A 26,711-nucleotide genomic window follows, 5' to 3' on the forward strand; every position below is an offset into this window, starting at 1 on the left:
TCAAAGCTGGCGATCGCGATCCAGGTTGTACTGGGCGTTGGCCGCGTTGCTGATCAGGCCGGACAGTGGAAGCAGCTGACTGATGAAACGGTTCCAGCGCGTGATCCCGGCGGGCCCGACGAAGACGACGTCGCCTGGCTTGACCGAGAACTTCGACGCCACCGCGAACGCGGCGGGCGAGGTATTGTCGAGCTGGTAGATGGTCGCGGGCGCCTTCTCCATGTCCTCGACTCCACGGATCACGTAGACGGCCTTGCCCTTGGCACTGGTCTGGTTGAGGCCACCCGCGCGGCCCAGGGCCTGCGTGAGGCTGAGGTCGCTGGTCTTGAACGAGATCGCCTGGGGACGCAGTACTTCGCCGACGACGTACGCCTCGTGGCGGTCGTTGTAGGGCAGGTAGATGCTGTCGCCACCCTTGAGATAGATGTCCTGGGAACCTTGCGGCGAATGCGACAGCGCGTCGAGGTCCAGGTGGTATTCGTGGTTGTCCCGGCGCAGCACCACGTTCGAGAGGTCGGCCAGCTGTGCGTTGACGCCCGCCGCGCCGACCGCCTGGCCCAGGGTCAGCGGTGTCACCGTGATGTCCTGTGGGTCGGTCTTCACGAAGGCGCCGCCGAGGGTGACCTTCTGGCTGCCATAGCTGACGATGCTGATGTCGACCTGCGGCTTCTCGACATACTTGGTCAGGCGATCGGTGATCGCCACGCGCAGTTCCTCCACCGTGAGGCCGGAGGCATGAAGCAAGCCGACATAGGGGTAGAACAGGGTGCCGTCGGGACGCACCAGGCGGCCATTCGCGGCCGTCTGCTGTTGCGAGCCCGCGGGCGAGGTGAGTTCCGGGTGCTCCCATACGGTGATGTAGAGCGAATCCCCCGGGCCGATGCGATACGAGTCGGGCTTGTAGGCGGCCAGGGTGGGATCGATACCGGGCGTGGCCGCAGTGGCCTGGTCCATCGCGATCAGCTTGGGCGTGATCGGGACCAGCTGGTATCGGCTGCCGGTCGCGCTTTCCTTGTCGTTCAATTCGCCGGTTTTCATGTGCTGGCCGGGTGCCAGGATGCATGCATGCAATAACAGACAGCACCCGGCCAGACCGAGAGTCGGCAGGAACTTCATCGTTTACGGGATCCTTCAATCGAGGCGCCGCAGGTCGGGACGCCGTCGACGTACTTAAACCGATCCATTATTAACGGTACTGGAACGTGAATGGACATTTAGACGTCCAGACCGCTGTTCAGGGAGATCAATGCGTACCTCCCGTCCCGCCCGTGCCGCCGGTTCCACCCGTGCCCCCGGTGCCGCCCGTGCCGCCCGTTCCGTCGTTGCCGGTACCGTTCGTATCGTTGGCCGTGGCACCCGCGGCAGCGGCGACGGCAGCGGCGCCCGGGCCCACGCGAGCCGGGGTGAGCGCGCCTTTCGAAGCCTGCCGTGCCTGGTTCGGTGTCGCCAATTGCGGCTTCTGCGGGCTGTTTTGCGCGTTGTTCGATGGATTGGCTTCGTTCGGCTGTCGTTGGCTCTGTGCCCACAGCGGCGCTGCGATGGCAAGAATGGTGCATGCGAAAAGTAGACGTCTCACTGGCGTGTTCTCCGTGCGGGGGAAGGAGGATTGCGTACCGCATGTATGAACGCGTTCATGAACACGTTCATGAACGCACGCGAGTGCGCGCAGTACGGATTCCATTCACTGCCATCCATCGTCGATGGTCAAGGCAATCAGCTGAACAGGGGTTTCCGGCAACTGTTTTTGTGACACGCCCCGCAGATTCGGCGCTGCCGGATTGCCCGCATTTTCGTCGCGTTGCAGCATGCGTCATCGCAACAAGCAAGTTCGAACACTTTCAGGCTGGACCCGGCGTTCAACGGGGTTCGGTCGAAAACGTGTTGGGCCACCGAATGTCCTAGGAACCGGACGTCGCGGCCCTACAGGGGGCACGTACCTGGGCGCGCCGGCTTTGCCGGCGTTGTCGCGTCGGCAGAGGGTACATGTCATGCAACTGACAAAATTCAATGCGTTACTGGATCTCGAGCTTCGTGCCAGCGATCCCCTTTGCGTGATCGCTGCGGCTTACCTGGCCTACTTCGTCCGTTTCGATACGTTCAGCATGAGCAGCGTATATGCTGTTGCGCTGATTATTCTGCTGCTGATGACACTGGCGGCCTCGATCGTCTTCAAGGTCTACGAGCAGCCCCTCGGTGAGCGCCCCGTAAGCCAATTCTTGTGCATCGCAGCATCGTGGACCAGTGCGTTCGCGGGCATGATCGCGCTCGGTTATCTGCTCAAGGTCGGCGAACTCTATTCGCGCGGCTGGGTGTCGCTCACCTTCGTGCTCGGGCTCGCGTTGATGGCGTCGGTTCGACTCATCGCCGTCCTCTCGTTGCGTTACCTGCATCGTCGCGGCATCGGCATGAAGCGCTGCCTTCTCATCGGTGCCACCGAAGCCGGCATCCACATGGTGCGTCAGGTCGAGGACAACCTTGGCCTCGGGATGAAGATCACCGCGTACGTCAAGACCAATCACGATCATGGTGTTCCGCCCGGCGTACCGTTGGCCGGTTCGCTGCTGCATCTGGATGAGATCCTCGACCGCGGCGAATGGGACCAGGTGCTGGTGGCGCTTCCCGTGAGCGCGAACCGCGCGATCAGTTACGTGCTGGATCGCATGGACGAACGCGTGCTGACGGTGAAGTTCGTGCCGGACCTGCTGGGGCGCCAGTTGATCAACCACCGCATGGAAGACTGCGCCGGCGTGCCCCTCGTAACGCTGCGCGAGAGCCCGCTGCACGGCCACGCGTGGATCCTGAAGGCCATCGAGGATCGCATCATCGCCGGCGCGATCCTGCTGATGATCAGCCCGCTGATGCTATTCCTTGCGATCGGCGTGAAACTCTCCAGCCCGGGCCCGGTGCTCTACCGTCAGGTTCGCGTGGGCCTGGATGGCAAGGAGTTCGAAATGCTGAAGTTCCGCTCCATGCCCGTGGACATGGAGAAGAACAAGAGCGTCCAGTGGGGCAATGCGCAAAGCAAGACGACGACGCGTTTCGGCCGCTTCATCCGCCAGACCAGCCTCGACGAACTGCCGCAGTTCATCAACGTGCTTCGCGGCGACATGTCCATCGTCGGCCCGCGCCCGGAACGCCCCATGTTCGTGGAGAAGTTCAAGGGCGAGATCGCCGGCTACATGCACAAGCACCTGGTCAAGGCCGGCATCACCGGCTGGGCGCAGATCAACGGGTGGCGCGGCGACACCGACCTGGTCAAGCGCATCGAGTACGACCTGTACTACATCAACCACTGGTCGCTGGGGTTCGACCTCCGCATCATCTTCCTGACCATCTTCAAGGGCTTCATCCATAGCGAAGCGAATACGTCGGCGCCGCTTCCGGCCGGCCCGTCGATGCCTGCGGCCAATACGGCCACCGAAGAGACCGGCTAGGACCGGGGCCCCTTCGTGTTTTCCCATCATTCAATCGCGAACCGAGGCAATCTTTGAAGTTTCTGATCTGTGGCGGCGCGGGATACGTGGGCTCGCACATGGTGCGATACCTGGTCGCGAACGAGCACGAGGTGGTCGTCTACGACGACCTTTCGACGGGCCACCGTGAAGCGGTGGATGCCGACGTGCCGTTCGTTCATGGCGATATCGGCGACGCGGTAACCCTGTGGCGATTGTTCGCCACGCACAAGTTCGACGCGGTGATCCATTTCTGCGCGCGGTCGCTGGTCGGCGAGTCGGTCATCGACCCCTATCAGTACTACCGGAACAACGTGGGCAACACCCTGGTGCTGCTGGCCGCGATGCGCGAGGCCGGCATCCAGCGCCTGGTCTTCTCGTCGACGGCGGCCGTCTTCGGGCATCCCAGGAGCGATACGATCGACGAAAGTCACCCCACCGACCCGATCAATCCGTACGGCCAGAGCAAGCTGATGATCGAACGCGTGCTGGGTGACGCGGCCCGGGCATACGGGCTGCGCTCGGTGGCACTGCGCTACTTCAACGCCGCCGGTGCCGATCCCTCGGCCTCCATCGGCGAGGCGCACGATCCGGAGACCCACCTCATCCCCAATGTCCTGAAGGCCGTTCTCGGCCAGAGCGCGGCCCTGAAGGTCTTCGGCGACGACTACGACACGCGTGATGGCACCTGCGTGCGCGACTACGTCCATGTGAACGATCTGGCCTCGGCGCATCTGTTGGCCGTGCAGTTCCTGGAAGAGAACGAGGGCGCGTTCACCTTCAACCTCGGCAATGGCGAGGGTTTCAGCGTACGCGAGGTGATCGCGGCGGCGGAACGCGTGACGGGGCGGCCGGTGCCACATGCCTTCGCGCCGCGCCGTCCCGGCGATCCCGCCACGCTGGTGGCTTCGAGCCTTCAGGCCCGCCAGCGCCTCGGTTGGCAGCCACGGATCACGGTGCTGGACGATATCCTCGCCAGCGCGTGGCAGTGGCACCTCCAGCCCCGCTTCTGACCGTGCAGGCCCAACCGAAAGTTCAGCTCGACTTCATCGATGCGCTGCGTGGCCTGGCGATCATCGGCGTGCTGCTCAGCCACGCGCAGCGCAACGTCGAAATCTACCAGGCGATGGGCCATCAGGCGCTGATGTCGCCGTGGCTCAGCCGTTACGCGGCGCAGGGCGCCCGTGGCGTGCAGTTGTTCTTCGTGGTCAGTGCGCTGACCTTGTTCCTCTCGGCGGGCAAGCGCAGCCGCGAAGACACGCCCTGGCTGAACTTCTACGTGCGGCGGGTGTTCCGTATCGCGCCGATGTTCTACCTCGCGTTCGGCGTGTACTGCCTGGTCCCCGTGTTGCTGAAGGGGCAGGCGCTGCCGCCCCTGGGTACGCTGCTGGGCACGCTGAGCTTCACCAACGGGTGGAACCCGGCCTGGTTGCTGGGAGCCAACGACGTGGTTCCCGGCGGCTGGTCGATCGGCGTGGAGATGTCGTTCTACATCGTCTTCCCCCTGGTGTTCCTGGCCTTGCGCAGCTTCCCGCGCGCCCTGGCCGCCCTGGCGGTATTCCTGCTGCTCGCGGTGCTGACGTGGCCCTGGTTGCTGAACCACCCGCCGATCGACGACGCGGAGCTGTGGCAGCGCTTCGCGTTCGTGTGGCTGCCTAACCAGCTGCCGGTCTTCCTTTTCGGGATTTGCGCCTATTTCGTGATGTTCGGTCACGCCGGAAAGTTGTCGACGTTCTTCCGCGAGGGTGACCGGCGGCGCAGCGTGTGCTGGTTCGTGCTTTCGGTGGCCGTCCTGGCGCTGGTTCCCCAGTGGCTGGACGATCCGCGGGCGGTGTTCTTGTACGCCGCGGCATTCGCGCTGCTGGCCCTGTGTCTGTTTCGACAGCCTTACCGTTGGCTGGTGAATCGTCCGCTCCAGCACATCGGCAAGATCAGTTTCAGTGGTTACCTGACGCACTTCTTCATGCTCCAGGTGGCGCGCAAGGCGCTCGCCACGGTGCATGCCGGTGACCGCCTGAGCCCCGATCTCTACTTCGTGGCGACGGCGGTGCTCGCGCTGGTGGGTACGGTGCTGGTATCGAGCGTGACCTATCGCTTCGTGGAAGTGCCGGGGCAGGCACTGGGCAAGCGTGTCATCGAGATGCTGGCGGCACGCCGTGCGCGCGACGCCCGTTCGGCGGAAGGTGCCGCGGGCTGATCCGGCCGGTCGGTCGGATCAGCCCGCGTCGGCTCAGGCCAGCCGGGCGATGAGATCCAGCGCGTTGGGTACGGGCTTGCCGTTGGCGAAGCAGGCCTTGACCAGCGCGTTGACCTGGTCGAGCGAGGGGCGGTGCGTCCTGAAGCGGTCCAGCATGGCGTCGTCGGCCTTGGCGAGTGAGGTGCCGCCGCCTTTACCGGCGTAGACGTGGTTCTCGCCGAGCTTCGTCTGCGTCGCCAGCTTCATGTCCACGCCGGGCGCATGCGGCGCCACGACGATGTTGTCGTGGATGGCCGTGCTGTTCGGCACGCCCTTCCAGCTGGTCGCTTTGAACACGGTGACTTCTGAGTCGGCGATGGGCTTCTGGGGAATGATGATGATGTTGTTGTAGATCTGGCTGCCGTCCACCGGACCGGAGATGCGCAACGATGCGCTTCCTGTCTTGCGCAGGGCGTCGTTGATGCTGACGTTGAAACGGACGATTGTGCCCGTGTTGCCGATCTTGTCTCCGCCACGCCCGTCGTTGCAGACCAGGGCCATGCCGCCGGCGTTGTCGTGGCTGTAGTTGTACTGGATCACCGTGTTGCGGCAACGGAAATCGGCGTCGTAGCCCTGGCCGTCGGCATAGGCCTTGTGGTCGCTGACCTCGTTGTACTGGATCAGGGTGTTGTCGCAGTCGAAGGGCCAGATGCCGGCGGCCGCTTCGCCGCGAGGCAGCTCACCGCAGTGGCTCACCGTGTTGCGTTCGACCAGGGCGCCGTCGCAGCCCTTCACCAGGATGCAGTCGCCGGGCACCTCGCTGATGCGGTTGCCGCGCACGATCACCCCCTTCGCCAGGCCACCGCTTCGGTTGCCGGCGGCGAGGAAGAGGATGCCGTCACGCTGGCTGCGCTCGATCGTGTTGTCCACGATCTTCAGGTCCTGGTAGCGCGTGGGCCGGCCCTTGCCCTTGGCCTCGACGAGGATGGCGCTGCCGCCGCCTTGTTGCTTGAGCGGCAACCCGTTGACGTCATGGATGTGCAGGCCTTGCAGCACGATGCCATGGGCGACGCCGAAGTCCTGGTGGAACAGGTGCACGCCCGTGCGGCGCGCACCCGGCTGCGGTCCCTGGTTGGAGATGGCCAGGTTGCGCACGGTCCAGTACTCGACGTTCTGTAGCCGCACGGTGGAAGGCGCGCGGCCGTCCGCATGCAGATGAGGCGGGGCGCCCTCGCCGTAACCATCGACGACGATGGGCGCGCCTTCGCGTCCCGAACCTTTGGGCTGGAACACGCCCGGGTAATCGCTGCCCCGCTTGAACAGGATCTTGTCTCCCGGCCCGAAGCTGGCCTGGTTGAGCCGGTCCAGGCTGCGCCATGCCTGGGCGGGACTGTCGCCGCCGTGCTGGTCGTTCCCCGCCGTGCCGTCGACGTAATAGCTCTTGCCGCCGCTGATCGTCGCGGCGAAGACGTCGGACAGGGGCAGCGCGGCGAGGGCGGCACCCGCCCATAGTGACCGGCAAAGAAAGGTTCGACGATGCATACGGTACCTCCAGGCGTCAGCGACGCTCGCTCAGCGAATAGCGGTAGACGCCACCATGCTTCCTGAGCATGTAGGCGAAGCCGGCGAGGTGCTTGATGGTCAGCTTCGAGAACTTGCGCGTGCGCCGCTTGTAGTCGTGCACGATGGAAATCTTCCGGCTGTAATAGTTCCGCAGGCCCATCTTGCGCGTGCGCACGCAGAACTCGGCGTCTTCGGGACCGAAGAAGATGCGGTCGTCGTAACCCATGAGGAGGGCCGCGACAGTCTTGGTGAAGGTCTGGTTGGCGCCGAGCACGTAGTCCACTTCGAGCGGATCGTTGCTGTCATCGAAGCGCGTGTCGAGCATCAAATGCCGCTCGAGTTCGCGCTTGACGAAGCCCAGCTGGCGGCTGATCGGGATGCGCGCGGCGATCGGCTGGTAGAAGCGCGGGAAGCGCCGGGTCGAGTCCTGCCGCGTGCGGTCGACGTTGAGCAACTGGAAGCCGACCACGCCGGCGTCGGGATGCGCCTGGAAAAAGGCGTCGACGATGGATCCCGGATCTTCCGTCAGGAAGATGGTGTCGTTGTCCAGCGTCATGCAGTACTTGCCACGCGCCAGGAAGAGGCCCCGATTGCGCGCCGGGCCGACGCCGAAATTGCGCTCCAACGGGAAGTAGCGGATCTGCGGCAGGGTGGCGACGAACTCGGCGCTGCCGTCGCGCGACCCGTTGTCGACGACGATCACTTCGTCGCGTTCGAAATCCACCTTGTCCATCAGCGAGAGCAGGCAGCGTTCCAGGTTCTCCCGTTCGTTCCAGGTGATGATGATGATCGACAATCTCACGTCGTCGGCGCTCATGACGATGCTCCAGCGGGGGGCGTGGTGGGGGAAGAACGGTCGGTGCTGCCGCGCAGCGAGGAAGGGGTGATGACCTCGTTGGCCTTCACCACGAAATTGTCGGGAATGACCACGGGCCCGAAAATGCAGGCTCCCGTGCCGATGATGACGTTGTCGCCGATGACGGGCGTGCCGTCCCCCGGCCAGCGGTTGCCGATGCACACACGGGCGTACATCGTGCAGTTGGCGCCTATCGTGGTCTTGCCGTTCACGATGATGCCGAAGGCGTGGTAGATCACCAGGCCGGGGCCGATCGTCGCGGTGGTCGGCAGGTAGCACTTGAAGATGAACTCGGCGATCTTTTCCAGCACGCGCAGCGGCGTGTGCAGGCGCGTGCCGCGTGCCGTGGCGATCAGCCGGTAGCAGAGGATCACCCAGAAGGACTGGTCGAGCATCCACCACAGCATGCCGCGGTAGCCGGGCAGGGAACGGAGGCGGCGGACGTCGGCGCGGAAATCGTCAAGCATGGGTCGGGTCCGGATGGGGTGGCGGCAGCGGCGAGGCCTTGCGCGCGGCGGCGGCGTCGATCCGCGCCTGGGCCCGGCGCGCGTCGGTGCGCGCGTAGAACATGCCGACGAAGAACCAGAAGTAGGCTTCGTAGCCGCTGAACTCGATGAAGGCCAGCATCAGGTAGCACAGCAGGAATGCCTTGATGTTGCGCTGCTGCCCTTCGGCCGGCCGGAACAGGATGTGGGCCACCAGCGCCAGGAACAGCAACAGCGACTGCACGCCCCCTTCGAGCAGGAATTGTAGGTAGATGTTATGGACGTTGTTCTCGACGAAGGTAAGGCCGGAGATCTGCTCCATCAGCGGCACGCCGTTGCCGACGCCGTAGCCGAGCAGGTTCTGCTCGAGCGCGGCGGCGGCGCTGTTCCACAGCGCGAGGCGGCCCACGTTCTTGTGTTCGAGCTGCGTCTCGGCCTGGAGATTGAAGCGGTCCAGCACCGGAATGTCGATGACCGACGACAGCACAAGTCCCGCGATCAGTACCATCATGGCGACGCCGAGGAACGTGTAGAGATAGTAATGGCGGGTCTTGCGCGACCGATAGGCCGCGATACCGATGGACACCGCGGCGCCGAGCAGGCCCGCGCGTGAGAGCATCATGCCGCTGGTCAGCAGTGCGATGCCGGCCGCGATCGGATAGACACGCGTACCGAGCAGGAGGATCGACAGCAAGGCCAGCAGGCTGGCCTCGATGTTTCGCCCACCCGTGGACATGTAGAGGATGCCGGAGGCCCCCTCGCTGCGGGCATACACCGCGCCCAGTTGGCCGGCATAGACGGCGTCGCGCAGGAGGACGAACACGATGCAGCAGCCGAGTATCCACACGAAGATCTTGCGCAGTTCCACGTCCTGCAGCTTGCGTCCGAACACCACGCCCAGAAAGTACGCCATGGCCACGAACACGATCAGCGTGGAGCGCATGCCACCGCCATACGTGGCCGCCGCGGCCAGCGAGGTGCCCATCATCGTCGCGATGAACGCCGTCGCCGGGTTCAGCTTGAGGTAGCGCACGGCGGGCAGGTAGAGCAGCGGCATCAACAACAGCAGGATGTGGTAGACGTTGACGTGCGACTTGCTCGTCGTGCTGTGCGTCAACGGCACCTGCACGAAGAGCATGGCCATCAAGGTGACGGCCGCGGCGCGCGTCTTGTTGATCTGCATCGTCATGCGCGTCAGCCGATGGCCAGGCCGAAGAACTTGTGGATGAGCACCTTCAGGGTCGACTTGTATCCTCCGACGGAGATGTTGCGGGCGATCTCGCCCAGGGACGGCCGTTGCCGGTTCATCACGTACTGGATGTTGCGATGGTTGCGTTGCTGGTCGGCAGTCATCAGCCGCGCGTGCTTCGCGATGAAGCGTTCGCTGCCTTCGGCACGCCGGCTGGAGTTGCGGATGCGCGCCCGTGACCGGTCGTCGTCGACGAAGGAGAGCAACTGTCGCGTGCACACGGCCGTACCGTAGCGGTCCGCGAGGCGAATCCACATGTCGTAGTCCTGCCACGATGGCATCGATTCGTCGAAGCCGCCCAGCTCGCGCATACGCGACAACTCGGTCAGCACCTGGTTGCCGGCGAGGTTCGCGTACAGCAACGCCGACAGAGGCAGTTTGTCCGCCCGGGCCAGCTCCGCCTCGGTATAACGGCGCTCGATCAGGCGCTCGATCTGCGCGGTGCCCTGGAAATACTTGAAGCGGCTGCACGCGAAGGACGGTGAATGGCGGCGATAGAGGTCGACCAGGCACGCGATGCGTTGCGGGTGGAACAGATCGTCGTCGTCGAGACCGGTGACGTACGTGCCAATGGCTTGCTCGATGCAGCGGTTGCGCGCACGGCAAGCCCCCTGCGGCGTCTCGTTGCGCAGGTAGGTGAACTTGCCGGGGTAGCGGCTCGCATACCCGGCGACCACCTCGGCGGTGTCGTCCGTGGAGGCTTCGTCGCAGATGAGGATCTCGATCTCCGGGTAGGTCTGTGCCAGTACGGAGTCGACTGCCCGGCGCAACAGCGCCGATCGATTGCGGGTGGGGATGTATACGCTCACCAGGGGTGTCATGTCGGCCTCGTTCCTTGGATGCGTTGAGTCTGTGGATGCCGGTTCAGGAGCGTATGCCGGGCTCGCCAGACCACCCAGAGCAGTGGCGGCGTCACCAGCGCCAGGCGTACCGCGCTGGCCTTCCAGTCGTCGCCCTGATAGATGAAGACGGCCAGCATCAGGAAGGCGTAAGGCACGAAGCTCTCCACGGTCCACGATTGGAAGAACTCGCGCGCGGTGAGGCTGATGATCTTCGAGGAGAAGAAGTAGTACGACAGCACCGTGGCCAGCAGCTGGCTGATCGCCAGCGCCACCGCCATGACTTCGAGCGAGCGCGACATGGCGCCGAGCACGCTGACCAGCAAGGTGATGCCACCGATCTTCAGGTTCCAGGCGAACTCGATGTCCGAACGCCCCAGGCTCTGGCTGAGCGCGCCGATGAGCGAGCCGAGTGGGCGCAGCATGCCGAACAGCAGCATCAGGGGGATGAGCTCGGCGACGCCGGTGTAGCGATGGCCGTAGAGGATCGTCACGGCGGGCGGGGCGAACACGGCGAGCATGATGAAGACGCCGCTGCTGAACACGGACACCCCACGCAAGCCCACCAGGTAGGCATGCCGGAGCGCGAGGGGATCGTCCTGGCGCGTCGCCAGGCGGGGCAGGGCGAGCCGTTGCACCACCGGCATGATCAGCTTCGTGGGTTGCAGCACCAGTTCCTTGGCCAGCGAATACACGCCGAGCGAGGCGAGGCCGAGAAACTTGCCCAGGATGATCTGATCGGCCTGGCTGCGCAGCTGGTTGATGACCTGGGAGCCGAGCTGGAACGCGCCATAGCGCAACGCCTGGCGGATGATCCCGCGATCGTAGCCACGGCCGGGATGCCAGTCGCGGTCGGCCACGGCGACGAAACAAGCCAGGCGGACCAGGCTGTTCACGATCATCGCGTAGACGGCCGCCTCGATCGACGCGCCGAACTGAAGCACGAGCACCAGCAGGGTCGCCAGGCCGGAAAGCCGCCCGATTACTTCGATCCGCGCCAGGCGGGGCAACTGGAAGGTCTTGATCAGGCTCGCCTGGTACTGAGCCGCCAAGCCAAGCAGGACGAAGTTGACCGTCGACAACCGCAATAGATGGCCCAGCACGTCCGAACCGTAGAAATAGGCTACCGCGTACGAGATGCCGAACAGCACCACGGCGGACATCAGCCCCAGCCCCGCGCTGATCATGTACAGCGAGGTGCGTTCGTGCCGGGTGATGCTTTGCCGATGAATGAGGTAGCTGCTGAGGCCCATGTCCTGGAGCAGGGTGGCGATCGCGTTGACGACGTTGACGATCGCCAGCGCGCCCAGCAGGTGCGCGTCCACGTGATGGGCCAGCACCGCGATCTGCAGCAATTGGCTCGCCGCGCTGATCACGGTCGAACCCACGGTCCATAGCGCATCGCGTCTGGCGGAGGGCATCGGCGCGCGCTCCTAGGCCAACTGCGCGGCGAGCTGGTCGTGCAACCGGCTCTGGTTGAAGCGCGATTCCACCGTGGCGCGCGCGTTCGCGGCGATCGTCGGCAGGTCGTATTCGCCCCGCTGGATACGGGCGAGTTTGTCGGCCAGCGCATCCACGTCGCGTTCCGGCACCAGCCAGCCGGACTTTCCGTCTTCGATCAGCTCGGGAATCCCGCTGTGCACGGTGGACAGGCAGGGCACGCCGCTGGCCATCGCTTCCATCAGTGAAACCGGGATGCCTTCCTGATCGCCGTCCGAGGCGGTGACGCTGGGCAAGGCGAACACGTCCGCGCGGCGCAGCGCGTCCTGCACATAGGCCTTGTCGCGCCGGCCACGGATGAAAACGCGCTCGTTCAGGCCGTGCCGTGCCACGAAGCGCTCCAACTCCTGTTGCAAGGGGCCGTCACCGACGATCTCCAGTTCCACCGGGACATCGCGCTTCGCGAGGCGCGCGACGGCTTCGCAGAGGTAGGTCACGCCTTTCTTCTCGACCAGCCGCGCGACGCTCAGTACGCGCAAGGGCCGCGACGGCGAGGGCGAGTCGTTCGTACGTGGCTGGAAACGGAAGCTGTCCAGGTCGACACCCATGCGGTGTACCTGGATCTTCTCCGGAGCGCAGCCCAAGGCTTCGAGCTTGCGTTGCCATCGCGTGCTTATCGGCAGCATCCTTTCACCATTGGCGAACAGGCGGCGGTAATCGTCGGCGTGTCGCGCGAGCACGCTGTGCCGCGACAGATCGTAGCCGTGGAACACGGTGTAGATCGGCCCCTCGATCAGGCCCAGCGCGCGCAGGTTCGTCGCGAGCACGCCGGTAGGGCCGAAGTGGGCGATGATCGCATCCGCCTTGAGTGGCTCGCGTAGACGCCGTACGGCACCGGCGAGTACCAGCGATTTCGCGGCATGCCCGTAGAGACGCACCGACAAGGCCCGGCGCACGCGCGCGCTCGGCAGGCCCGGCACCACGTGGCGAAGGCGTTGCAGCAGGATCTGCCAGCCGCGTGACGCGCTGGCGGAATGGTCGAAGATGAAGGTGGCGCGTTCCATCAAGCCGCGCGTCGCCACCACGTCGCCGGGGGATGGCTCGGGGCCACGACTGATGGCGAGGATGCGCACGTCGAAGCCGCGGTCGAGCAGACCGACGATCTGGTCGATCACGAACGTTTCCGAATACTTGGGAAACTCGGGAAGGACGAACAGGATCGTCATGATCAGGGCCCTATGGCGAGCGTGGCGAGCAGGGACTCGCGGGCGAACGCCTTTTCACGGGCCACGGCCGCCGCCACCCGCGGGCGCAGGGTCTGGTCACCGAGCAGTTCGAGCACCTTGGCTCGCAGGCTGCCATCGAGCAGGGACGGCACGGGCATCGCCAGGTCGTCCACGCCGAGGCGTTTCATGATGCCTTCGGACTTGTGCTCGTAATTGAGCGCCACGGACGGCGTGCCGAAGTTCATCGAAATGATCGCGCTGTGCAGACGCGTGCCGATCGTCAGGATGCAGGCCCCCAGCCGCTGGCCGAGTTCGACGTCGTTGAGCTCGTTCATCTCGACGTGACAGGCCTCGGGGTGGCGCAGCCGCGCCCGCACCTTGAGCGCGATCATGCGGTCGTCCTTGGGATAACCGTCGATCGCCGTGCACGTGGAGAAGGCGGCGACGCGGTATCCCGCTTCGATCACCGCGTCGAGCAATTCGGCGAAGGCGGTCTCGTACTGGGCCTGGGTCACGCCCAGGCGCTTGTCGAACGGAGCCAGTTCGCGGAAGGTCACGGCGACCGTCGCGCGCGCGGTGTCCACCGTTACCGGTTCACCCGGGTGCACGAGCCACGCCGTGTCCGAAGCCCAGCGCACCTTGTCCTGCGGGATGTCGCTGTCCTGCATGTGCCGCGCGCTGACTTCCTCGCGCAACGCCAGCGCGTCGACACGCGCCATCACGTCTTGCGAGACCTTGCGGAAGAACGACTGCTGGAACGGCCCGACGCTGTGTCCGATAAGGTAGGTGGGTCTTCCCGCCAGCAGGGCACAGCTCACCTGGTCGTATTGGGTGGCGCCGTAAAGGTCGACGAAGAACGAACCGCCGACCTGGATGACGAGGTCGTATGCCTTCAACGATTCGATGTAGTCGCGATGACGCCGCGGAAGCGGAAGCCAGCGCGTCCACCAGCGGCGATTGAGGTGTCCGTGCAGCAGCCGCGGCACGACCCGGCGAAGCAGGAGCGAGCGGAGCGGGCCGAAGCGCTGCTTGCCTGCCTCCTGGTAATAGCTGTTCAACGTATCGGTCAGCAGCGGCCGGCCGAGCAGGTATTCGGAACTCACCGGAAAGCGGCTGGTGATGTCGATGCGGCTTTCCGGCAGCACCTCTTCCAGGCACTCCAGCAATCCGCGCAGGATCGCGCAATCGCCGCGATTGCCGCAGGTGTGGTTTCCGACGATCAGGATGCGCGCCATAGTCCTTGATTCATGCAGAGTCCCCTTGCTCATGGGACGGTTCAGGCCGGGTCGGCCTTGTACTTGTAGTAGGCGTAGGTGGAGTAACCGGCGGCCCGGTGTTCCACGGCATTGAAGATCGCGCCCTTCAGGGAGACACCGTTCTGTTCGAAGCGCTGCTTGGCCAGCGCCAGCTCACGCGCCTTGTTGAGGCCGAAGCGGGCGACCATCAGGCTCGTGCCCGCGTGGTGTCCGATCACCGCCGCATCGGTCACCGCGAGGATGGGCGGTGTATCGATGATGATCAGGTCGTAGGCGGGAACGACCTCGGCGATGAACTGGGTGAAGTTCTCGTGCATCAGCAATTCGGATGGATTGGGCGGGACGCGGCCGCGGCTGATGAAGTCGATGTTGGCCAACGGCCCCTTCCTCTTCACCGCGGCGATTTCCGCACCGCCGACGAGGATGTCCGAGAGGCCCTGTCCGGTCTCCATGCCCAGGAGGTGGTGCAGGGTGCCGCGGCGCATGTCGCCGTCGACCAGGAGCACCCGCTGTCCCGCCTGCGCGATCACCGCCGCCAGGTTCGCCGAGACGAAGGTCTTGCCGGCGAAGGGGCTGGAGCCGGTGATCATCAGGATGTTGTTCTTGGCTTCGAGCCGCGCGAAATGCAGGCTCGTGCGCAGGCTGCGGATGGCCTCGACCGCGAGGTCGGCCGGGTCGCTCATGGCAAGCAGGGGGCCGCGCCCGCCGTGGCCATGGCCATGCCGCGTCCGGGTCGAGCGGGCGGTCTGGCCATCGCTGAGCGGCACCGAGGCATACACCGGGAGTCCGAGATCCTCGATCACCGCTGGGTCTTCGATACCGCGGTTGAGGATCTGCCGGAGGAAGACGAAGGCCAACGCCAGGAAGCCGCCCAGGAAGGTCGCGATGATGACGACGAGCGCCTTGCGCGGCTGCACCGGCTGGGTCTTGTCCACCGCCGCGGTGTCCACGATGCGCACATTGCCCACGGTACCGGCGCGCGCGATGTCCAGCTGCTGCGCCTGGTTGAGCAGGCTGGTGTAGGTGTTGCTGCTGACCTGTACGTCGCGATTGAGCTTGAGCAACTGCTGCTGCGTGTCGGGCAGGTCGCCGACCTGCTTCTGCATCTGATCCTTCTGCGCCTGCAACTGGCCCATCTGCTGCTGCAAGGCCTTGTATGCCGGGTGATCGTGCGTGAAGCGGCGATCGATGTCGGCTTCCTGCAGGTGCAACTGCTGGATGTTGTTTTCCACCGCGACGATCTGGTCGAGCAGGCCCTTGGTCTGCATGCTCAGGTCGACCGAGTGCGACTGGGTCTGGAAGACGTTCATCGCCGCCTGCGCCCGGTCGAGTTCCTGACGGACCTTGGGCAATTGGTCCTTGACGAACTGCAGCTGGCTGGCGGCTTCGGCCGAATTGCGCTCCACGTTCTGGCGAACGTAAGCGGTGGTGATGCGGTCGAGCACCTTCTGCGCGAGATCCGGGTCGGCGTTGTTGTAGGTCAAGCCGATGATGCCGGAGTCGGTGCCTTGTTCCAGCGCGACGACGTCAGTCTGCAAGCGGCCGATGGTGGTCAGGGTGGGCTGCGTTACCACGTCGAAACGAGCCCCCGGGTTGGCCACGAGTTGCCTCATCTGCATCGTGATGCCATTGGCACGGACCAGTTGTCCGACCGCGCCTTCGAGCAGCCGCTTGCCATCGTCGTCGTAGAGACTGAAGCGGTGGTTCTCACCGGCGCGCAGTTCGAGCTTCTTGCCGACAAGCGAATCGGGCAGGTCGAGCTTGAAGATATCCACCACTTCGCCGCCCCAGCCATAACGGCTCAGGCCGAAGCGCACGGGACCGAGCTGGCCGGGCTTATAGCCGCGCGACAGGTAATCGCCCAGCACGGGCATGCGCTGGGGTTGTGTCTGGATATCCAGGCGAAGGTCGTTCACCGCCTGCCCGATGACCAGGCGCGAGGTGATCAAGGCGATCTCGGTAGTGGCCTGGGACGCGGTGGTGCCCAGAGACTGGGTGAGATCGCTGAGACCGGGCAGGCTTGGCGTCTTCTGCTCGACCTGCACGATGGCGGTGGCCTGGTAGATAGGCGTGGCGAGCAGCGAGTAGAGCACTCCCGCCACGAAAAACGTCCCGGTGATGGCGACGATCAACCATTTGTGATCAAGCAACGTGCCGAGCAACGCATTGAGATCGATGGTGTCGTCGTCGTGGGCTTGATCAATCTTCGTCGTCATGCGGCAGAGATTTTCCTGAAAATGAATGGACGGCCAAACGTTTATAGCGCATCGAGTATGAATGGGCAGAAACGCATGCCGAAGCCACTTTTGCCTTGTTTTCCGGTATTTCGCGCAGCCGGAAGCGTGCGTCTTTCGAGCACGCAAGCGCATCGCGCATCTCGTGATGCGCCACTCGGGTCATGAGGCGAGCGTCTATTCGATGGCGGGCGATGACGATGCCGCGCCGACGCCACTCGTGCCTTTTTGCACGATGTCCTTCGCCGGCACCGATTCCGCCCGCGCCCACTCGGGGACGGAGATCGATGGAAGGTTTGAGCATAGACGCGGCGGACGATGCCTCAAAGTGAAAGGCGCCGGTTTTGCGACCTGCGTCAAGTAACCGACGCGTGTATGGCGCTAATGAGGCTAAAACGTAAGTTAATCGTTAGAACCGTGTGCACTTTTATGCACAAATGCCTAATGATTGGTTCATCTTCCGGTCATTGTTTGTTGCGTCGCACGATGGGTGAGAAGGCCGCTGGTGACGCCATCGAGTTCACTGACCGAAGTACGCCACGCCCCGTCCAGGTCACGAAACTGCCATAAATCAGGGAATTCCTTGCGATGATCGCTGCGGGGCGCCGGGCCGGCGTCGAGCCGCCGATACCGTCTGCTTGCCTGGCCATCGTGCGCCGCAACACCCGGCGGCATGGCGCCCTCGTCGGGCTATCATGATCACTTCGCAGAGCTACGGAATCCCGCCATGCCGATCCAGGCCACCGCCACCTCACGCACGCATAGCCATGCGTTCGACGAGGTCAACCCGATGGCTGAGCGCAACACCCGGCGCGCGGTGTTGCTGACAGCCGTGATGATGGTGGTCGAGATCGCTGGTGGCTGGTACTACAACTCCATGGCCTTGCTGGCGGATGGTTGGCACATGAGTTCGCATGCGCTGGCCCTGGGCCTCTCCGCCTTCGCTTATGTCTGCGCGAGGCGTTTCGCCCATGACCGCCGTTTCGCCTTCGGTACCTGGAAGATCGAGGTCCTGGGTGGGTACTCCAGCGCCATCCTGCTACTGGGCGTGGCGGGGCTGATGGCTTTCCAGTCCGCGGAGCGCCTGCTCACGCCGTTGCCGATCCACTACGAGCAGGCCATCGCGATCGCCGTCGTCGGTCTGGCGGTGAATCTTGTCTGCGCCTGGTTGCTGCGCGGCGATCATCACCACCATCACGATCACGGGCATCACGATCACGGGCATCACCATCATGGCCAGGCGCACGCCGGACATGCCCATCATGACCTGAACCTGCGTTCGGCCTATATGCACGTTCTGGCGGACGCGGCCACGTCCGTCCTCGCCATTGTCGCCCTCATCGCCGGCATGTTTTGGGGCGTGCGCTGGATGGATCCCGTGATGGGCCTCCTTGGGGCCGTGCTGGTCACGGTGTGGGCGTGGGGGCTCCTGCGCGACAGCGGCCGGGTCTTGCTGGACGCGGAGATGGACGCACCGGTCGTCGACGAGATCCGCGAGGTGATCGCGGAGGACCGCCATGAGGCGGTCATCGACGATATCCATGTGTGGCGCGTCGGCAAGGGCAAGTTCGCCGTGGTTCTCGAGATCACCACGTCCGCCGATGTCGATGGTGACTACTACCGTCGCGCACTCGCCATCCACGAAGAACTGGTCCACGTCACCGTCGAGGTGCATCGCGTTGGACCCGGCTCCAGAGTTGAGGGCATCGCCTCGGGGGCATAAGCTCTTCGCGTGAATGCCCGGGCGCGTTCATCCGCGCCGGGCATTTCATCGTTCGTTCTGCAATGACGGACGCGCCGGTCACGGCACGCGGCCGAGAGCCGCGCGTTCTAATCGTGGAGCATCCGTATGACATCCTCCGGTTCTTCCGGGCCAGTGCACGCCTCACGACGACGTTTCGTGGCCGGCCTTGCGGTCGGCGGCGTCGCCGCCGGCATGGGCCTGCTACGTCCATCGCCAGTCTGGGCATTGACCAACCCTGGTCATCCAACGGTACTTGGCGGCACCGATTTTTCGCTCGACATTGGCGAGTCTCCGGTGAACTTCACTGGCGCGCCGCGCACCGCCGTCACCGTCAACGGCGGCGTTCCAGGTCCGATCCTTCGCTGGAAGGAAGGCACCACGGTGACATTGCGCGTGGCCAACCGGCTACGCACGCCCACCTCGATCCACTGGCACGGCATCGTGCTGCCGTTCGACCAGGATGGCGTGCCGGGCATCAGCTTCGACGGCATCGGCCCGGGCGAAACCTTCGTCTACCGGTTCGACGTGCGCCAGGCGGGAACCTACTGGTACCACTCGCACAGCCGCTTTCAGGAACAGGTGGGGCTCTACGGTCCCCTCGTGATCGAGCCGGCTGGACCAGATCGTTACCGGAGCGACCGTGACTACGTGATCATGCTCAGCGACTGGACCGACATGGATCCCGAGCGGATCTTTCTGCGCCTGAAGCAGCAGAGCGATTACTTCAACTACGCGCAGCCCACCGCGTCGCGGTTCTTCCGTGACGTGCGCGAGAAGGGATTGGGGCAGGCGCTAGAGATGCGCAAGATGTGGAACACCATGCGCATGAATCCATCCGACCTGAGCGACGTGTCCGGCGCCGCTTATACCTATCTCATGAACGGCATGCCGCCTGCGGGCAACTGGACCGGCCAGTTCAGGCCGGGCGAAAAGATCCGCTTGCGTTTCATCAACGGCTCGTCGTCGACGATCTTCGACGTGCGCATTCCGGGCTTGAAGATGACGGTGATCTCGGCCGATGGCCAGGATGTATTGCCCGTTCCGATAGACGAGTTTCGCATTTCCACGGCGGAGACTTACGACGTGCTGGTGGAACCCGAGGAAGAGGTCGCGTACACCATCTTCGCGCAGTCGATCGATCGCAGCGGCTATACGCGTGGCACGTTGTCGCCGCGGTCGGGCATGGAGGCCGAGGTACCGCCGGTCGATCCGCGCCAGTGGCTTAGCATGGACGACATGATGGGGGCGATGGGTGCCATGGGGGGCGGCACGAAGCCAATGAAGGGCATGGATCACGACGGTATGTCGGGCATGCCGGGCATGGATCATGGCTCCATGGCCGGCATGGATCACGGTTCGATGGCCGGCATGGGCCACGCCTCCATGGAAGGCATGGATCACATGAAGGCGCACGCGCCGACGGTGCGACATGCGCGCACGGAGTACGGTCCCGGCGTGGACATGCACGTGGACACGCCACGTACCAACCTCGACGATCCCGGCATCGGCTTGCGTGACAACGGACGCCGCGTGCTCACCTACGCGGACCTGCATACGGTGGGCGGCAACCCCGATCCGCGCGAGCCCGGCCGCGAGATCGAACTGCACCTCACCGGCAACATGGAACGCTTCATGTGGTCGTTCGATGGCGTGAAATTCTCGGATGCCGCGCCGGTGCACCTGAACAAGGGCGAGCGTGTGCGGATCGTCCTGGTGAATGACACCATGATGAACCACCCGATCCACCTGCATGGCATGTTCAGTGACCTGGAAAGCCCCAAGGGCGAGTTCCAGGTCCGCAAGCACACGATCAACGTGCAGCCCGCACAACGGATCACTTACGCGGTGACGGCGGACAACCCCGGGCGCTGGGCGTACCACTGCCACCTGCTTTATCACATGGAAGCGGGCATGTTCCGCGAGGTGGTGGTGTCATGAGGGCCCGCACGATGTTTTTCGCCATGCTCGGTCTCGGCATGGCCACGGCAGCCGGAGCGCAGGAGATGAAGATGGGGCCGATGCAAGGCGGCAACGCGCCCGCCGATGCACGCAGCCCCGATTATTCCGATGGCGTCGGCCATGGCGCGATGCAGGGCATGGACATGAACGACAACGGCCCCTATCGGATGATCTTGATCGACCAGCTTGAAGCGTTCCACGGCAAGGATGCCAACGGGCAGGCGTGGGAGGCGCAAGGCTGGTACGGCAATGACGACGATAAGCTGTGGTTCCGCACGGAAGGCGATCGCAGTGGCGGAAAGCTCGAGGAAGCCGATGTCGAAGCGCTCTGGAACCATGCCATAGCGCCGTACTGGAGTACCCAACTCGGTGCTCGCCAGGACTTCGGGCCAGGTCCGAACCGCACCTGGGCGGCGTTCGGCGTTCAGGGCCTGGCGCCGTACTGGTTCGAGGTGGAGGCGACGGCATACGCCAGCGCGCACGGACGCACCGCGGCGCGCGTGCGAACGGAATACGACCTTTTCCTGACCCAGCGGCTCATCCTGCAACCGGAGCTGGAATTCAATGCCTATGGCAAGGACGATCCACTGGCGCATGTCGGGCGCGGACTTTCCGATGCGTCGTTCAGCCTGCGCCTGCGTTACGAGTTCGGTCGCGAGTTCGCGCCCTATATCGGCATCCGTTTCGTCGATCGCTTCGGCCGTACCGCCGACTATGTTCGCGCGGATCGTCAACCCGTCTTCGACCGCCAGGTCGTCGCCGGCCTCCGGCTGTGGTTCTAGGACATCCTCGTGAAGCCAACCTCTCTCGTGTTTTACAGCGTACTGGGCGTGGCGGTCGTGGCGGCTTGCGCCGCCGCGACCTTCATCTACTCGGGCGCCTATGACATAGGCGCCGATGCACCGCATTCCCGGCCGGTGTATGCGGCCCTGGAAACATTGCGGCAGCGCTCGATCCAGGTGCGGGCATCGGGCATCATCGTGCCCGATCTTTCCGATCCGGCTTTGATACTGAAGGGTGCCGGACAGTACGCGGCCATGTGCACCGCCTGCCACCTGACGCCCGGCCAGCATGACTCGGAGATCCGCCCGGGACTGTATCCGCAACCACCGAACCTCACGCAGGTGAGGATCGACCCGGCACAAGCTTTCTGGACGATCAAGCACGGTATCAAGATGAGCGCGATGCCCGCCTGGGGTGGCAGCCATGACGACATGACGATCTGGAGCATGGTCGCCTTCCTGCAGAAGCTGCCCGGTTTGTCGCCGGAGGCATACAAAGGCATGGTGGCAGCGGCGCCGCCCGACGACGATATGGACATGGATCACCCCAAATAACGCATTCCCACAAGCCAGGGCGCCCGAAAAGCGGTTGGATGAGGAGCGTCCATCCGGGGCGCCCTGACGGGAGAATGGACATGGACCATCGTAGCCCTGCGCGGCTCGCACGCCGCGCAGTGACAGGAGCGTCGTTAGCGGTGCTTTCGGTATGCGCGTGGGGAGCGGACCGGGTCAGCCCGGTCATCAAGATCAACGAGGAGGCGGCGAAGGCGCCGATCGAAACCGTTTCCGTGCGTGACGGCGTGAGCGTGCTGATGGGTTCGGGAGGCAACATCGGTGTCGTCACCGGGCGTGACGGCAAGTTCATGATCGACGCCGGCATCGCCGTGTCGCGTCCGCGCGTCGAGGCGGCGCTGAATGCCCTGGGGCCACAGCCGGTCCGTTACCTGGTGAACACGCATTACCATTGGGATCACACGGACGGAAATAGCTGGCTCGCGGGCAAGGGTGTTCAAGTGGCCGCGACCTCGGGAACGATCAAGCGGGTGTCGCAGACCACGCGTGTGGACGATTGGGACTTCACCTTCAAGCCGCTGCCGAAAGCCGCCGTGCCGGGAACCGTGGTGGAGTCCAGCAAGCGCTGGACCTTGGACGGCCAGACCATCACCGCGACCAAGGTGGTTCCATCGCATACCGACACCGATCTCTACGTGACGATCCAACCCGCCGACGTCATCTTCCTCGGCGACTTGTTCTGGAACGGTGTCTATCCCTTCATCGATAACGAGAACGGCGGTGGTATCGACGGCATGGTGCGCGTGCTCGACCGCATCCTTCCGACGATCGGTGACAAGACGGTCGTCGTGCCCGGTCACGGACCGGTCGGCAACAAGGCCGACGTCAAGGACTTCCGCGACATGCTCGCCGGTATCCGCGACAAGGTGGCGGCATTGAAGAAGGAAGGGAAGTCACGGGACGAAGTCATCGCGGCCAAGCCGACGGCGGCCTGGGACGCGAAGTACGGACACTTCGTCATCGATCCCGACTTCTTCGCCCGTATCGCTTACGACGGCACGCCGTAAGACGTCACAGATCCAGTTCGAGGTTCGTCAACGGCGTGGCGCAACAGATGAGGACCGCGCCGTCGGCGGGAGGTTGGAGCGGATCGGGCGAGTAGCGGGTCTGCCCGCCGATCAATCCGCTTTCGCAGCTATGGCAGACGCCGGAGCGGCATGACCAGCGCACGGGCACGTCACTGGCTTCGGCAAGTTCGAGCAAGCTCTGGAAACGGTCGTCCCAACGCACCGATAGGCCGCTGCGGACGAACGATACCGACGGGCCCGTGCCCGACGGGCCGGCCGGCGAGTGGGGCGCGACGGTGGCCGTCTTCACCACGCCGGGAGCGAGCGATTCGTTGGACCCGAACAGCTCCGAACGTATCGCGCTGGACGGAAATCCCATGGCCCGGAGACCTTCGCGCGACTCGTCCATGAACGACGGCGGGCCGCAAAGAAAGACGATCGCTTCCGTGGGGATACCGAGCGGGGCAAGGTCCGCGGCATGCAGGCGGCCTGCCACGTCGAAGTCGGTGCCGAGGCGATCGCCGGGGCCTGGATGGCTGAAGGCCACGAGCGAGGTCACGCCCTCGATCTGGCGCAGCAGGTCGCGTGCTTCCTGCGCGAAAGGATGTTCGCTGCCATCGCGCGTGCCGTATATCCAGTAGATCTTGCGCGGAAAACGGTCACGCCGGGCGACGATGTCGTGGAGCATGGCAAGCAACGGCGTCACGCCGATGCCGACGCCCCACAGAACCAGCGGGCGTTCGTCGTCGGGCAGGATGAAGCTGCCGCGTGGAGCGCTGATCGATACGATGGAGCCCGTGCCGACATGATCGTGCAGGTACGCGCTGCCCAAGCCCTCTGCGCGCTTCACGCTGATGCGGTAGCTGCCCGGATGCGAGGCGTCGGATATGGAGTAGCTGCGAAGCAGCGGCGTGCCTTCGGGGCGGTCGATCTTCAGTACGAGGAACTGGCCGGCACGCGGCGGGGGCAGGGGAGTGCCGTCTACCGCGCCAAACACGAACGAACGCACGCGTGGGCTTTCCTCATGCACGGATAGCACGCGTACGTCGCGGAAACCTGTCCACGCCGGCGGCGCCTCCGGCACGCTGGCGAGGCCGGCGTTGCCGTTGCGTTCGGGTCCGGCCTTCAACAGGGCTTCGAACGAGCCGCGCCAGCCTTCACTCAGGCCACGGAGGCCCACCGCTTGGCGCAGTTTTTCCTCGGAGCGTTCCGGCAGGTAAAGCAGGGCGTCCACTTCGGCCACGCTCATGCCGCCGCCGCGCATTTCGAGAACGATCGCATCGCCCTCGGTGATCGTGCCCTCTTCGATGACCCGGCAATAAAAACCCGGCCGCCGATGCGCCACTAGCAACGAAGGCATCCGTGGTTCGGAGAGGCGAATTCCCACGCGGTAGCACGTGACCCTCGGTTGGGTCACTTCGAGCAGCGCGCCACCGATGCGGTAGCGGTCGCCGATCCAGACCTCGTCGTCGGCGAGCCCGTCGACCGTGAGGTTTTCGCCGAATTGCCCATAACCTGTCAGTTTGCGTCCGAGTACGGTCTCCCAGTATCGGTATGACTGCACCTGATAAACCATGATCGCGCGATGTTCACCGCCATGGCCTGCGAGGTCTCCCTGTCCGTCGCCGTCCAGGTTCAGGCGCCGCGCCATCACCGGTCCCCTCACCGGTTGCTTGAAGACAGCCGTACGCACGGTTCGCCCTTGCCACTCGATGTCTTGCGGCAATCCCACGTTGACGGATAGCAGCACGGGCATGGCTCGTCTCCTCGATGCACGCGATCCTCGCAGCATAGTCCTGTTCGACGGAGGAAGCCTTGTCTGAATACGCGGTTCACCCGCGGTAGCGAAGCGCATCCACGAGCAGTGTGAGCGCGGGTGATCCCTGGCGCCGGTTCGGGTAATACAGGTGATAACCGGGGAAGGCGTCGCACCAGCTGTCCAGCACGCGAATGAGCCGGCCTCCGCGGATGTCGTCGAGAACGACATCGTCGGGCAGCCATGCGAGCCCCAGCCCGGCCAGCGCCGTTCGCCGGATCTGGCTGAGGGTGTTGAGGACGATCTGTCCTTCCACGCGCACCTTTACCTCGCGTCCGTTCTTCTCGAATTCCCACGGGTAGAGCCCGCCGTACGTGGGCAGCCGCAGGTTGATGCAGTTGTGTCCCGTGAGGTCCTGGGGCGTCTTCGGCCGTTTGCGGTTCGCGAAATAGGACGGCGTGCCGACCACGGCCATGCGCATCTCCGGACCGATCCGCACGGCGATCATGTCCTTGGCAAGATGTTCGCCCAGCCGGATACCGATGTCGTAGCGCTCCGCCACGATGTCCACCAGGCCATAATCGACGGTGACTTCGACGTTGATGTCCGGGTACTTCGGCAGGAAGGTTTCCAGCACCGGCCAGATAATGGTCTCGGCGGCATGTTCAGCCGTGGTGATGCGGATGGTTCCGGCCGGTCGTTCACGCAGTTCGCCCAGCGCCTCGATCTCGGCTTCGATTTCCTCGAAGCGCGGGCCCACCGTGTTGATGAGGCGCTCGCCCGCCTCGGTGGGCGAGACGCTGCGCGTGGTCCGCGTGAGCAGGCGAACCCCAAGGCGCGCCTCGAGCGCGCGCATGGTATGGCTGAGTGCGGATTGCGAGGTGCCCAGCTTGGCCGCGGCCCGGGTGAAGCTCTTTTCCCGGGCCACGGCGAGGAAGGCCATCATGTCGTAGATGTCTTTGCGCATAAGTCATGAACGTCCCGCATGAGTCCCTGCCGATCCTACCAGCGGGGCGTCCGCTTCATCGGCCGATGGTGGCCATGAGGTGGGGCGGATAGCGCTCCCCCTGGATGGCGATGGCCGTGGCGGCCTTTTCGATCCGCTCCAGGTCGGCGGAAGTGAGTTCGAGGTCCGCCGCCGCCAGGTTTTCCTCAAGGCGATGCAGCTTGGTGGTGCCGGGAATGGGGACGATCCACGGTTTCTTCGCCAGCAGCCAGGCGAGGGCGATCTGTGCCGGCGTGGCACTCCTGTCTTCGGCCAGCGCCTTGAGCAGGTCCACCAGGGCCTCGTTGGCGACCATCGCTTCCGGCGAGAACCGGGGGAGGTTCTTGCGGAAGTCGTCATCGCCGAACGTCGTGTCCTTGCTCATGGCGCCGGTGAGGAATCCCCTGCCCAGCGGGCTGTACGCCACCAGTCCGATGCCCAGTTCCTCGCAGGCGTCGAGGCTGCCGTTGGTCTCCACGCCACGGGTCCACAGCGAATACTCATTCTGCAAGGCCGTCACCGCCTGCACCGCATGTGCGCGGCGGATGGTCTGCGCGCCTGCTTCGGACAGGCCGAAATGGCGCACCTTTCCTTCCTGGATGAGATCCTTCACGGCACCTGCAACGTCCTCGATGGGAACGTTCGGGTCGACGCGGTGCTGGTAGAGCAAGTCGATCGTTTCGATGCCCAGGCGCTTGAGCGAGGCCTCGGCGACGTCGCGAATGTGCTCGGGCCGGCTGTCCAGCCCGGTCGGCTTACCCGTCGTACGATCGATGGCGAAGCCGAATTTCGTCGCGATCACCACCCGGTCGCGTACCGGCGCGAGTGCCTTGCCGACGATCTCCTCGTTGGTGAAGGGACCGTACACTTCGGCTGTGTCGAAGAAGGTGACGCCACGGTCGACCGCCTCGCGGACCAGCCTGGTCGATTCCTCGTTGCCTAGGGGTTGCCCGTAGCTGGAGTTGAGGCCCATGCAGCCAAAACCGATGGCCGATACGTCGAGACCGCTTTTACCGAGGCTGCGCTTTTTCATCGGAGGGTACCTGGGGTGGATCGATCATGTTACGTCCTCGCAGCCGTCCGATTAATCCCAATAAAGCGCTTGCGCTTATCCTTTTGATTCATGAAT

24 protein-coding genes are annotated in these 26,711 nt (G+C 64.4%); 8 read left to right on the top strand and 16 right to left on the bottom strand.

Features of this window, described 5'->3' with window-relative positions; genetic code table 11:
• The 3 genes from QFZ41_RS18740 to QFZ41_RS18750 all read right to left on the bottom strand — a co-directional run bounded on the left by QFZ41_RS18740 (position 1) and on the right by QFZ41_RS18750 (position 1,807).
• A complete protein-coding gene (locus tag QFZ41_RS18740) occupies positions 1-1,116 on the bottom strand; it encodes a polysaccharide biosynthesis/export family protein (RefSeq protein ID WP_429200116.1) in 1,116 nt (371 codons plus the stop codon).
• Positions 1,117-1,243: 127 nt separating this feature from the next.
• Complete coding sequence (locus tag QFZ41_RS18745) at positions 1,244-1,576, bottom strand: hypothetical protein (protein WP_429200117.1); 333 nt, start codon at positions 1,574-1,576, stop codon at positions 1,244-1,246.
• Positions 1,577-1,681: 105 nt separating this feature from the next.
• Positions 1,682-1,807, bottom strand: a complete 126-nt coding sequence (locus tag QFZ41_RS18750) for a hypothetical protein (protein WP_429200118.1) — start codon at positions 1,805-1,807, stop codon at positions 1,682-1,684.
• Positions 1,808-1,988: 181 nt separating this feature from the next.
• Here QFZ41_RS18750 and QFZ41_RS18755 point away from each other — a divergent pair, with 181 nt between their 5' ends.
• From QFZ41_RS18755 to QFZ41_RS18765, 3 genes are read left to right on the top strand one after another with little or no spacing between them, the layout of a single operon-like run.
• On the top strand, positions 1,989-3,434 hold the full coding sequence (locus QFZ41_RS18755) for an undecaprenyl-phosphate glucose phosphotransferase (RefSeq protein WP_429200119.1): 1,446 nt from the start codon (positions 1,989-1,991) through the stop codon (positions 3,432-3,434).
• Positions 3,435-3,487: 53 nt separating this feature from the next.
• A complete protein-coding gene (galE, locus tag QFZ41_RS18760; protein WP_429200120.1) occupies positions 3,488-4,465 on the top strand; it encodes a UDP-glucose 4-epimerase GalE in 978 nt (325 codons plus the stop codon).
• Positions 4,466-4,467: 2 nt separating this feature from the next.
• A complete protein-coding gene (locus QFZ41_RS18765; RefSeq protein ID WP_429200121.1) occupies positions 4,468-5,649 on the top strand; it encodes an acyltransferase family protein in 1,182 nt (393 codons plus the stop codon).
• Between the two features lie 33 nt (positions 5,650-5,682).
• On the opposite strand, the gene QFZ41_RS18770 is transcribed toward QFZ41_RS18765, so the two are convergent.
• Genes QFZ41_RS18770 through QFZ41_RS18815 form a run of 10 tightly spaced genes read right to left on the bottom strand, consistent with a single transcriptional unit; the run spans position 5,683 to position 17,080 of the window.
• The gene (locus tag QFZ41_RS18770) at positions 5,683-7,170 is read right to left on the bottom strand and encodes a right-handed parallel beta-helix repeat-containing protein (protein WP_429200122.1); all 1,488 of its coding nucleotides are present in this window, start codon (positions 7,168-7,170) and stop codon (positions 5,683-5,685) included.
• Positions 7,171-7,186: 16 nt separating this feature from the next.
• Positions 7,187-8,008, bottom strand: coding sequence for a glycosyltransferase family 2 protein (locus tag QFZ41_RS18775; protein WP_429200123.1), 822 nt, complete (start codon positions 8,006-8,008; stop codon positions 7,187-7,189).
• The gene (locus tag QFZ41_RS18780; protein WP_429200124.1) at positions 8,005-8,514 is read right to left on the bottom strand and encodes a serine O-acetyltransferase; all 510 of its coding nucleotides are present in this window, start codon (positions 8,512-8,514) and stop codon (positions 8,005-8,007) included. The genes QFZ41_RS18775 and QFZ41_RS18780 overlap by 4 nt, the downstream gene beginning before the upstream one ends.
• Positions 8,507-9,721, bottom strand: coding sequence for an O-antigen ligase family protein (locus tag QFZ41_RS18785; RefSeq protein WP_429200125.1), 1,215 nt, complete (start codon positions 9,719-9,721; stop codon positions 8,507-8,509). Before QFZ41_RS18785 ends, QFZ41_RS18780 begins: the two co-directional genes overlap by 8 nt.
• A 5-nt stretch (positions 9,722-9,726) precedes the next feature.
• Entirely contained in the window at positions 9,727-10,602 is an 876-nt protein-coding gene (locus tag QFZ41_RS18790; protein WP_429200126.1) for a glycosyltransferase family 2 protein, read from the bottom strand.
• A complete protein-coding gene (locus QFZ41_RS18795) occupies positions 10,599-12,041 on the bottom strand; it encodes a lipopolysaccharide biosynthesis protein (RefSeq protein ID WP_429200127.1) in 1,443 nt (480 codons plus the stop codon). The genes QFZ41_RS18790 and QFZ41_RS18795 overlap by 4 nt, the downstream gene beginning before the upstream one ends.
• A gap of 12 nt (positions 12,042-12,053) precedes the next feature.
• Positions 12,054-13,286, bottom strand: coding sequence for a glycosyltransferase (locus QFZ41_RS18800; RefSeq protein WP_429200128.1), 1,233 nt, complete (start codon positions 13,284-13,286; stop codon positions 12,054-12,056).
• A 2-nt stretch (positions 13,287-13,288) separates the two neighbouring features.
• Positions 13,289-14,554 carry a colanic acid biosynthesis pyruvyl transferase WcaK gene (gene wcaK / locus QFZ41_RS18805; protein ID WP_429200129.1) on the bottom strand — a complete coding sequence of 422 codons (1,266 nt, stop codon included), beginning with the start codon at positions 14,552-14,554 and terminating at the stop codon, positions 13,289-13,291.
• 8 nt (positions 14,555-14,562) lie between these two features.
• Complete coding sequence (locus QFZ41_RS18810) at positions 14,563-16,758, bottom strand: polysaccharide biosynthesis tyrosine autokinase (RefSeq protein WP_429200130.1); 2,196 nt, start codon at positions 16,756-16,758, stop codon at positions 14,563-14,565.
• A complete protein-coding gene (locus QFZ41_RS18815; protein ID WP_429200131.1) occupies positions 16,742-17,080 on the bottom strand; it encodes a hypothetical protein in 339 nt (112 codons plus the stop codon). Before QFZ41_RS18815 ends, QFZ41_RS18810 begins: the two co-directional genes overlap by 17 nt.
• Positions 17,081-17,503: 423 nt before the next feature.
• Between QFZ41_RS18815 and dmeF the strand changes: the two genes are divergently transcribed.
• The 5 genes from dmeF to QFZ41_RS18840 all read left to right on the top strand — a co-directional run bounded on the left by dmeF (position 17,504) and on the right by QFZ41_RS18840 (position 22,841).
• Positions 17,504-18,499 (top strand): CDF family Co(II)/Ni(II) efflux transporter DmeF, encoded by a 996-nt coding sequence (gene dmeF, locus QFZ41_RS18820; protein WP_429200132.1) that lies wholly within the window; start codon positions 17,504-17,506, stop codon positions 18,497-18,499.
• Positions 18,500-18,625: 126 nt separating this feature from the next.
• On the top strand, positions 18,626-20,458 hold the full coding sequence (locus QFZ41_RS18825) for a copper resistance system multicopper oxidase (RefSeq protein ID WP_429200133.1): 1,833 nt from the start codon (positions 18,626-18,628) through the stop codon (positions 20,456-20,458).
• Positions 20,455-21,261, top strand: a complete 807-nt coding sequence (locus QFZ41_RS18830) for a copper resistance protein B (RefSeq protein ID WP_429200134.1) — start codon at positions 20,455-20,457, stop codon at positions 21,259-21,261. The genes QFZ41_RS18825 and QFZ41_RS18830 overlap by 4 nt, the downstream gene beginning before the upstream one ends.
• Positions 21,262-21,309: 48 nt before the next feature.
• Positions 21,310-21,816, top strand: a complete 507-nt coding sequence (locus QFZ41_RS18835) for a c-type cytochrome (RefSeq protein WP_429200135.1) — start codon at positions 21,310-21,312, stop codon at positions 21,814-21,816.
• A gap of 80 nt (positions 21,817-21,896) precedes the next feature.
• Positions 21,897-22,841 carry an MBL fold metallo-hydrolase gene (locus tag QFZ41_RS18840; protein ID WP_429200136.1) on the top strand — a complete coding sequence of 315 codons (945 nt, stop codon included), beginning with the start codon at positions 21,897-21,899 and terminating at the stop codon, positions 22,839-22,841.
• A gap of 4 nt (positions 22,842-22,845) precedes the next feature.
• On the opposite strand, the gene QFZ41_RS18845 is transcribed toward QFZ41_RS18840, so the two are convergent.
• From QFZ41_RS18845 to QFZ41_RS18855, 3 genes are all read right to left on the bottom strand, one after another.
• Complete coding sequence (locus QFZ41_RS18845; protein ID WP_429200137.1) at positions 22,846-24,597, bottom strand: MOSC domain-containing protein; 1,752 nt, start codon at positions 24,595-24,597, stop codon at positions 22,846-22,848.
• Between the two features lie 76 nt (positions 24,598-24,673).
• The gene (locus QFZ41_RS18850) at positions 24,674-25,564 is read right to left on the bottom strand and encodes a LysR family transcriptional regulator (RefSeq protein WP_429200138.1); all 891 of its coding nucleotides are present in this window, start codon (positions 25,562-25,564) and stop codon (positions 24,674-24,676) included.
• Positions 25,565-25,619: 55 nt separating this feature from the next.
• Positions 25,620-26,615: an aldo/keto reductase gene (locus QFZ41_RS18855; RefSeq protein WP_429200139.1), complete on the bottom strand. Its 996-nt coding sequence runs from the start codon at positions 26,613-26,615 to the stop codon at positions 25,620-25,622.
• Positions 26,616-26,711 lie beyond the last annotated feature (96 nt).

Source organism: Luteibacter sp. W1I16, from assembly GCF_050434905.1.
Classification (GTDB): Bacteria; Pseudomonadota; Gammaproteobacteria; order Xanthomonadales; family Rhodanobacteraceae; genus Luteibacter.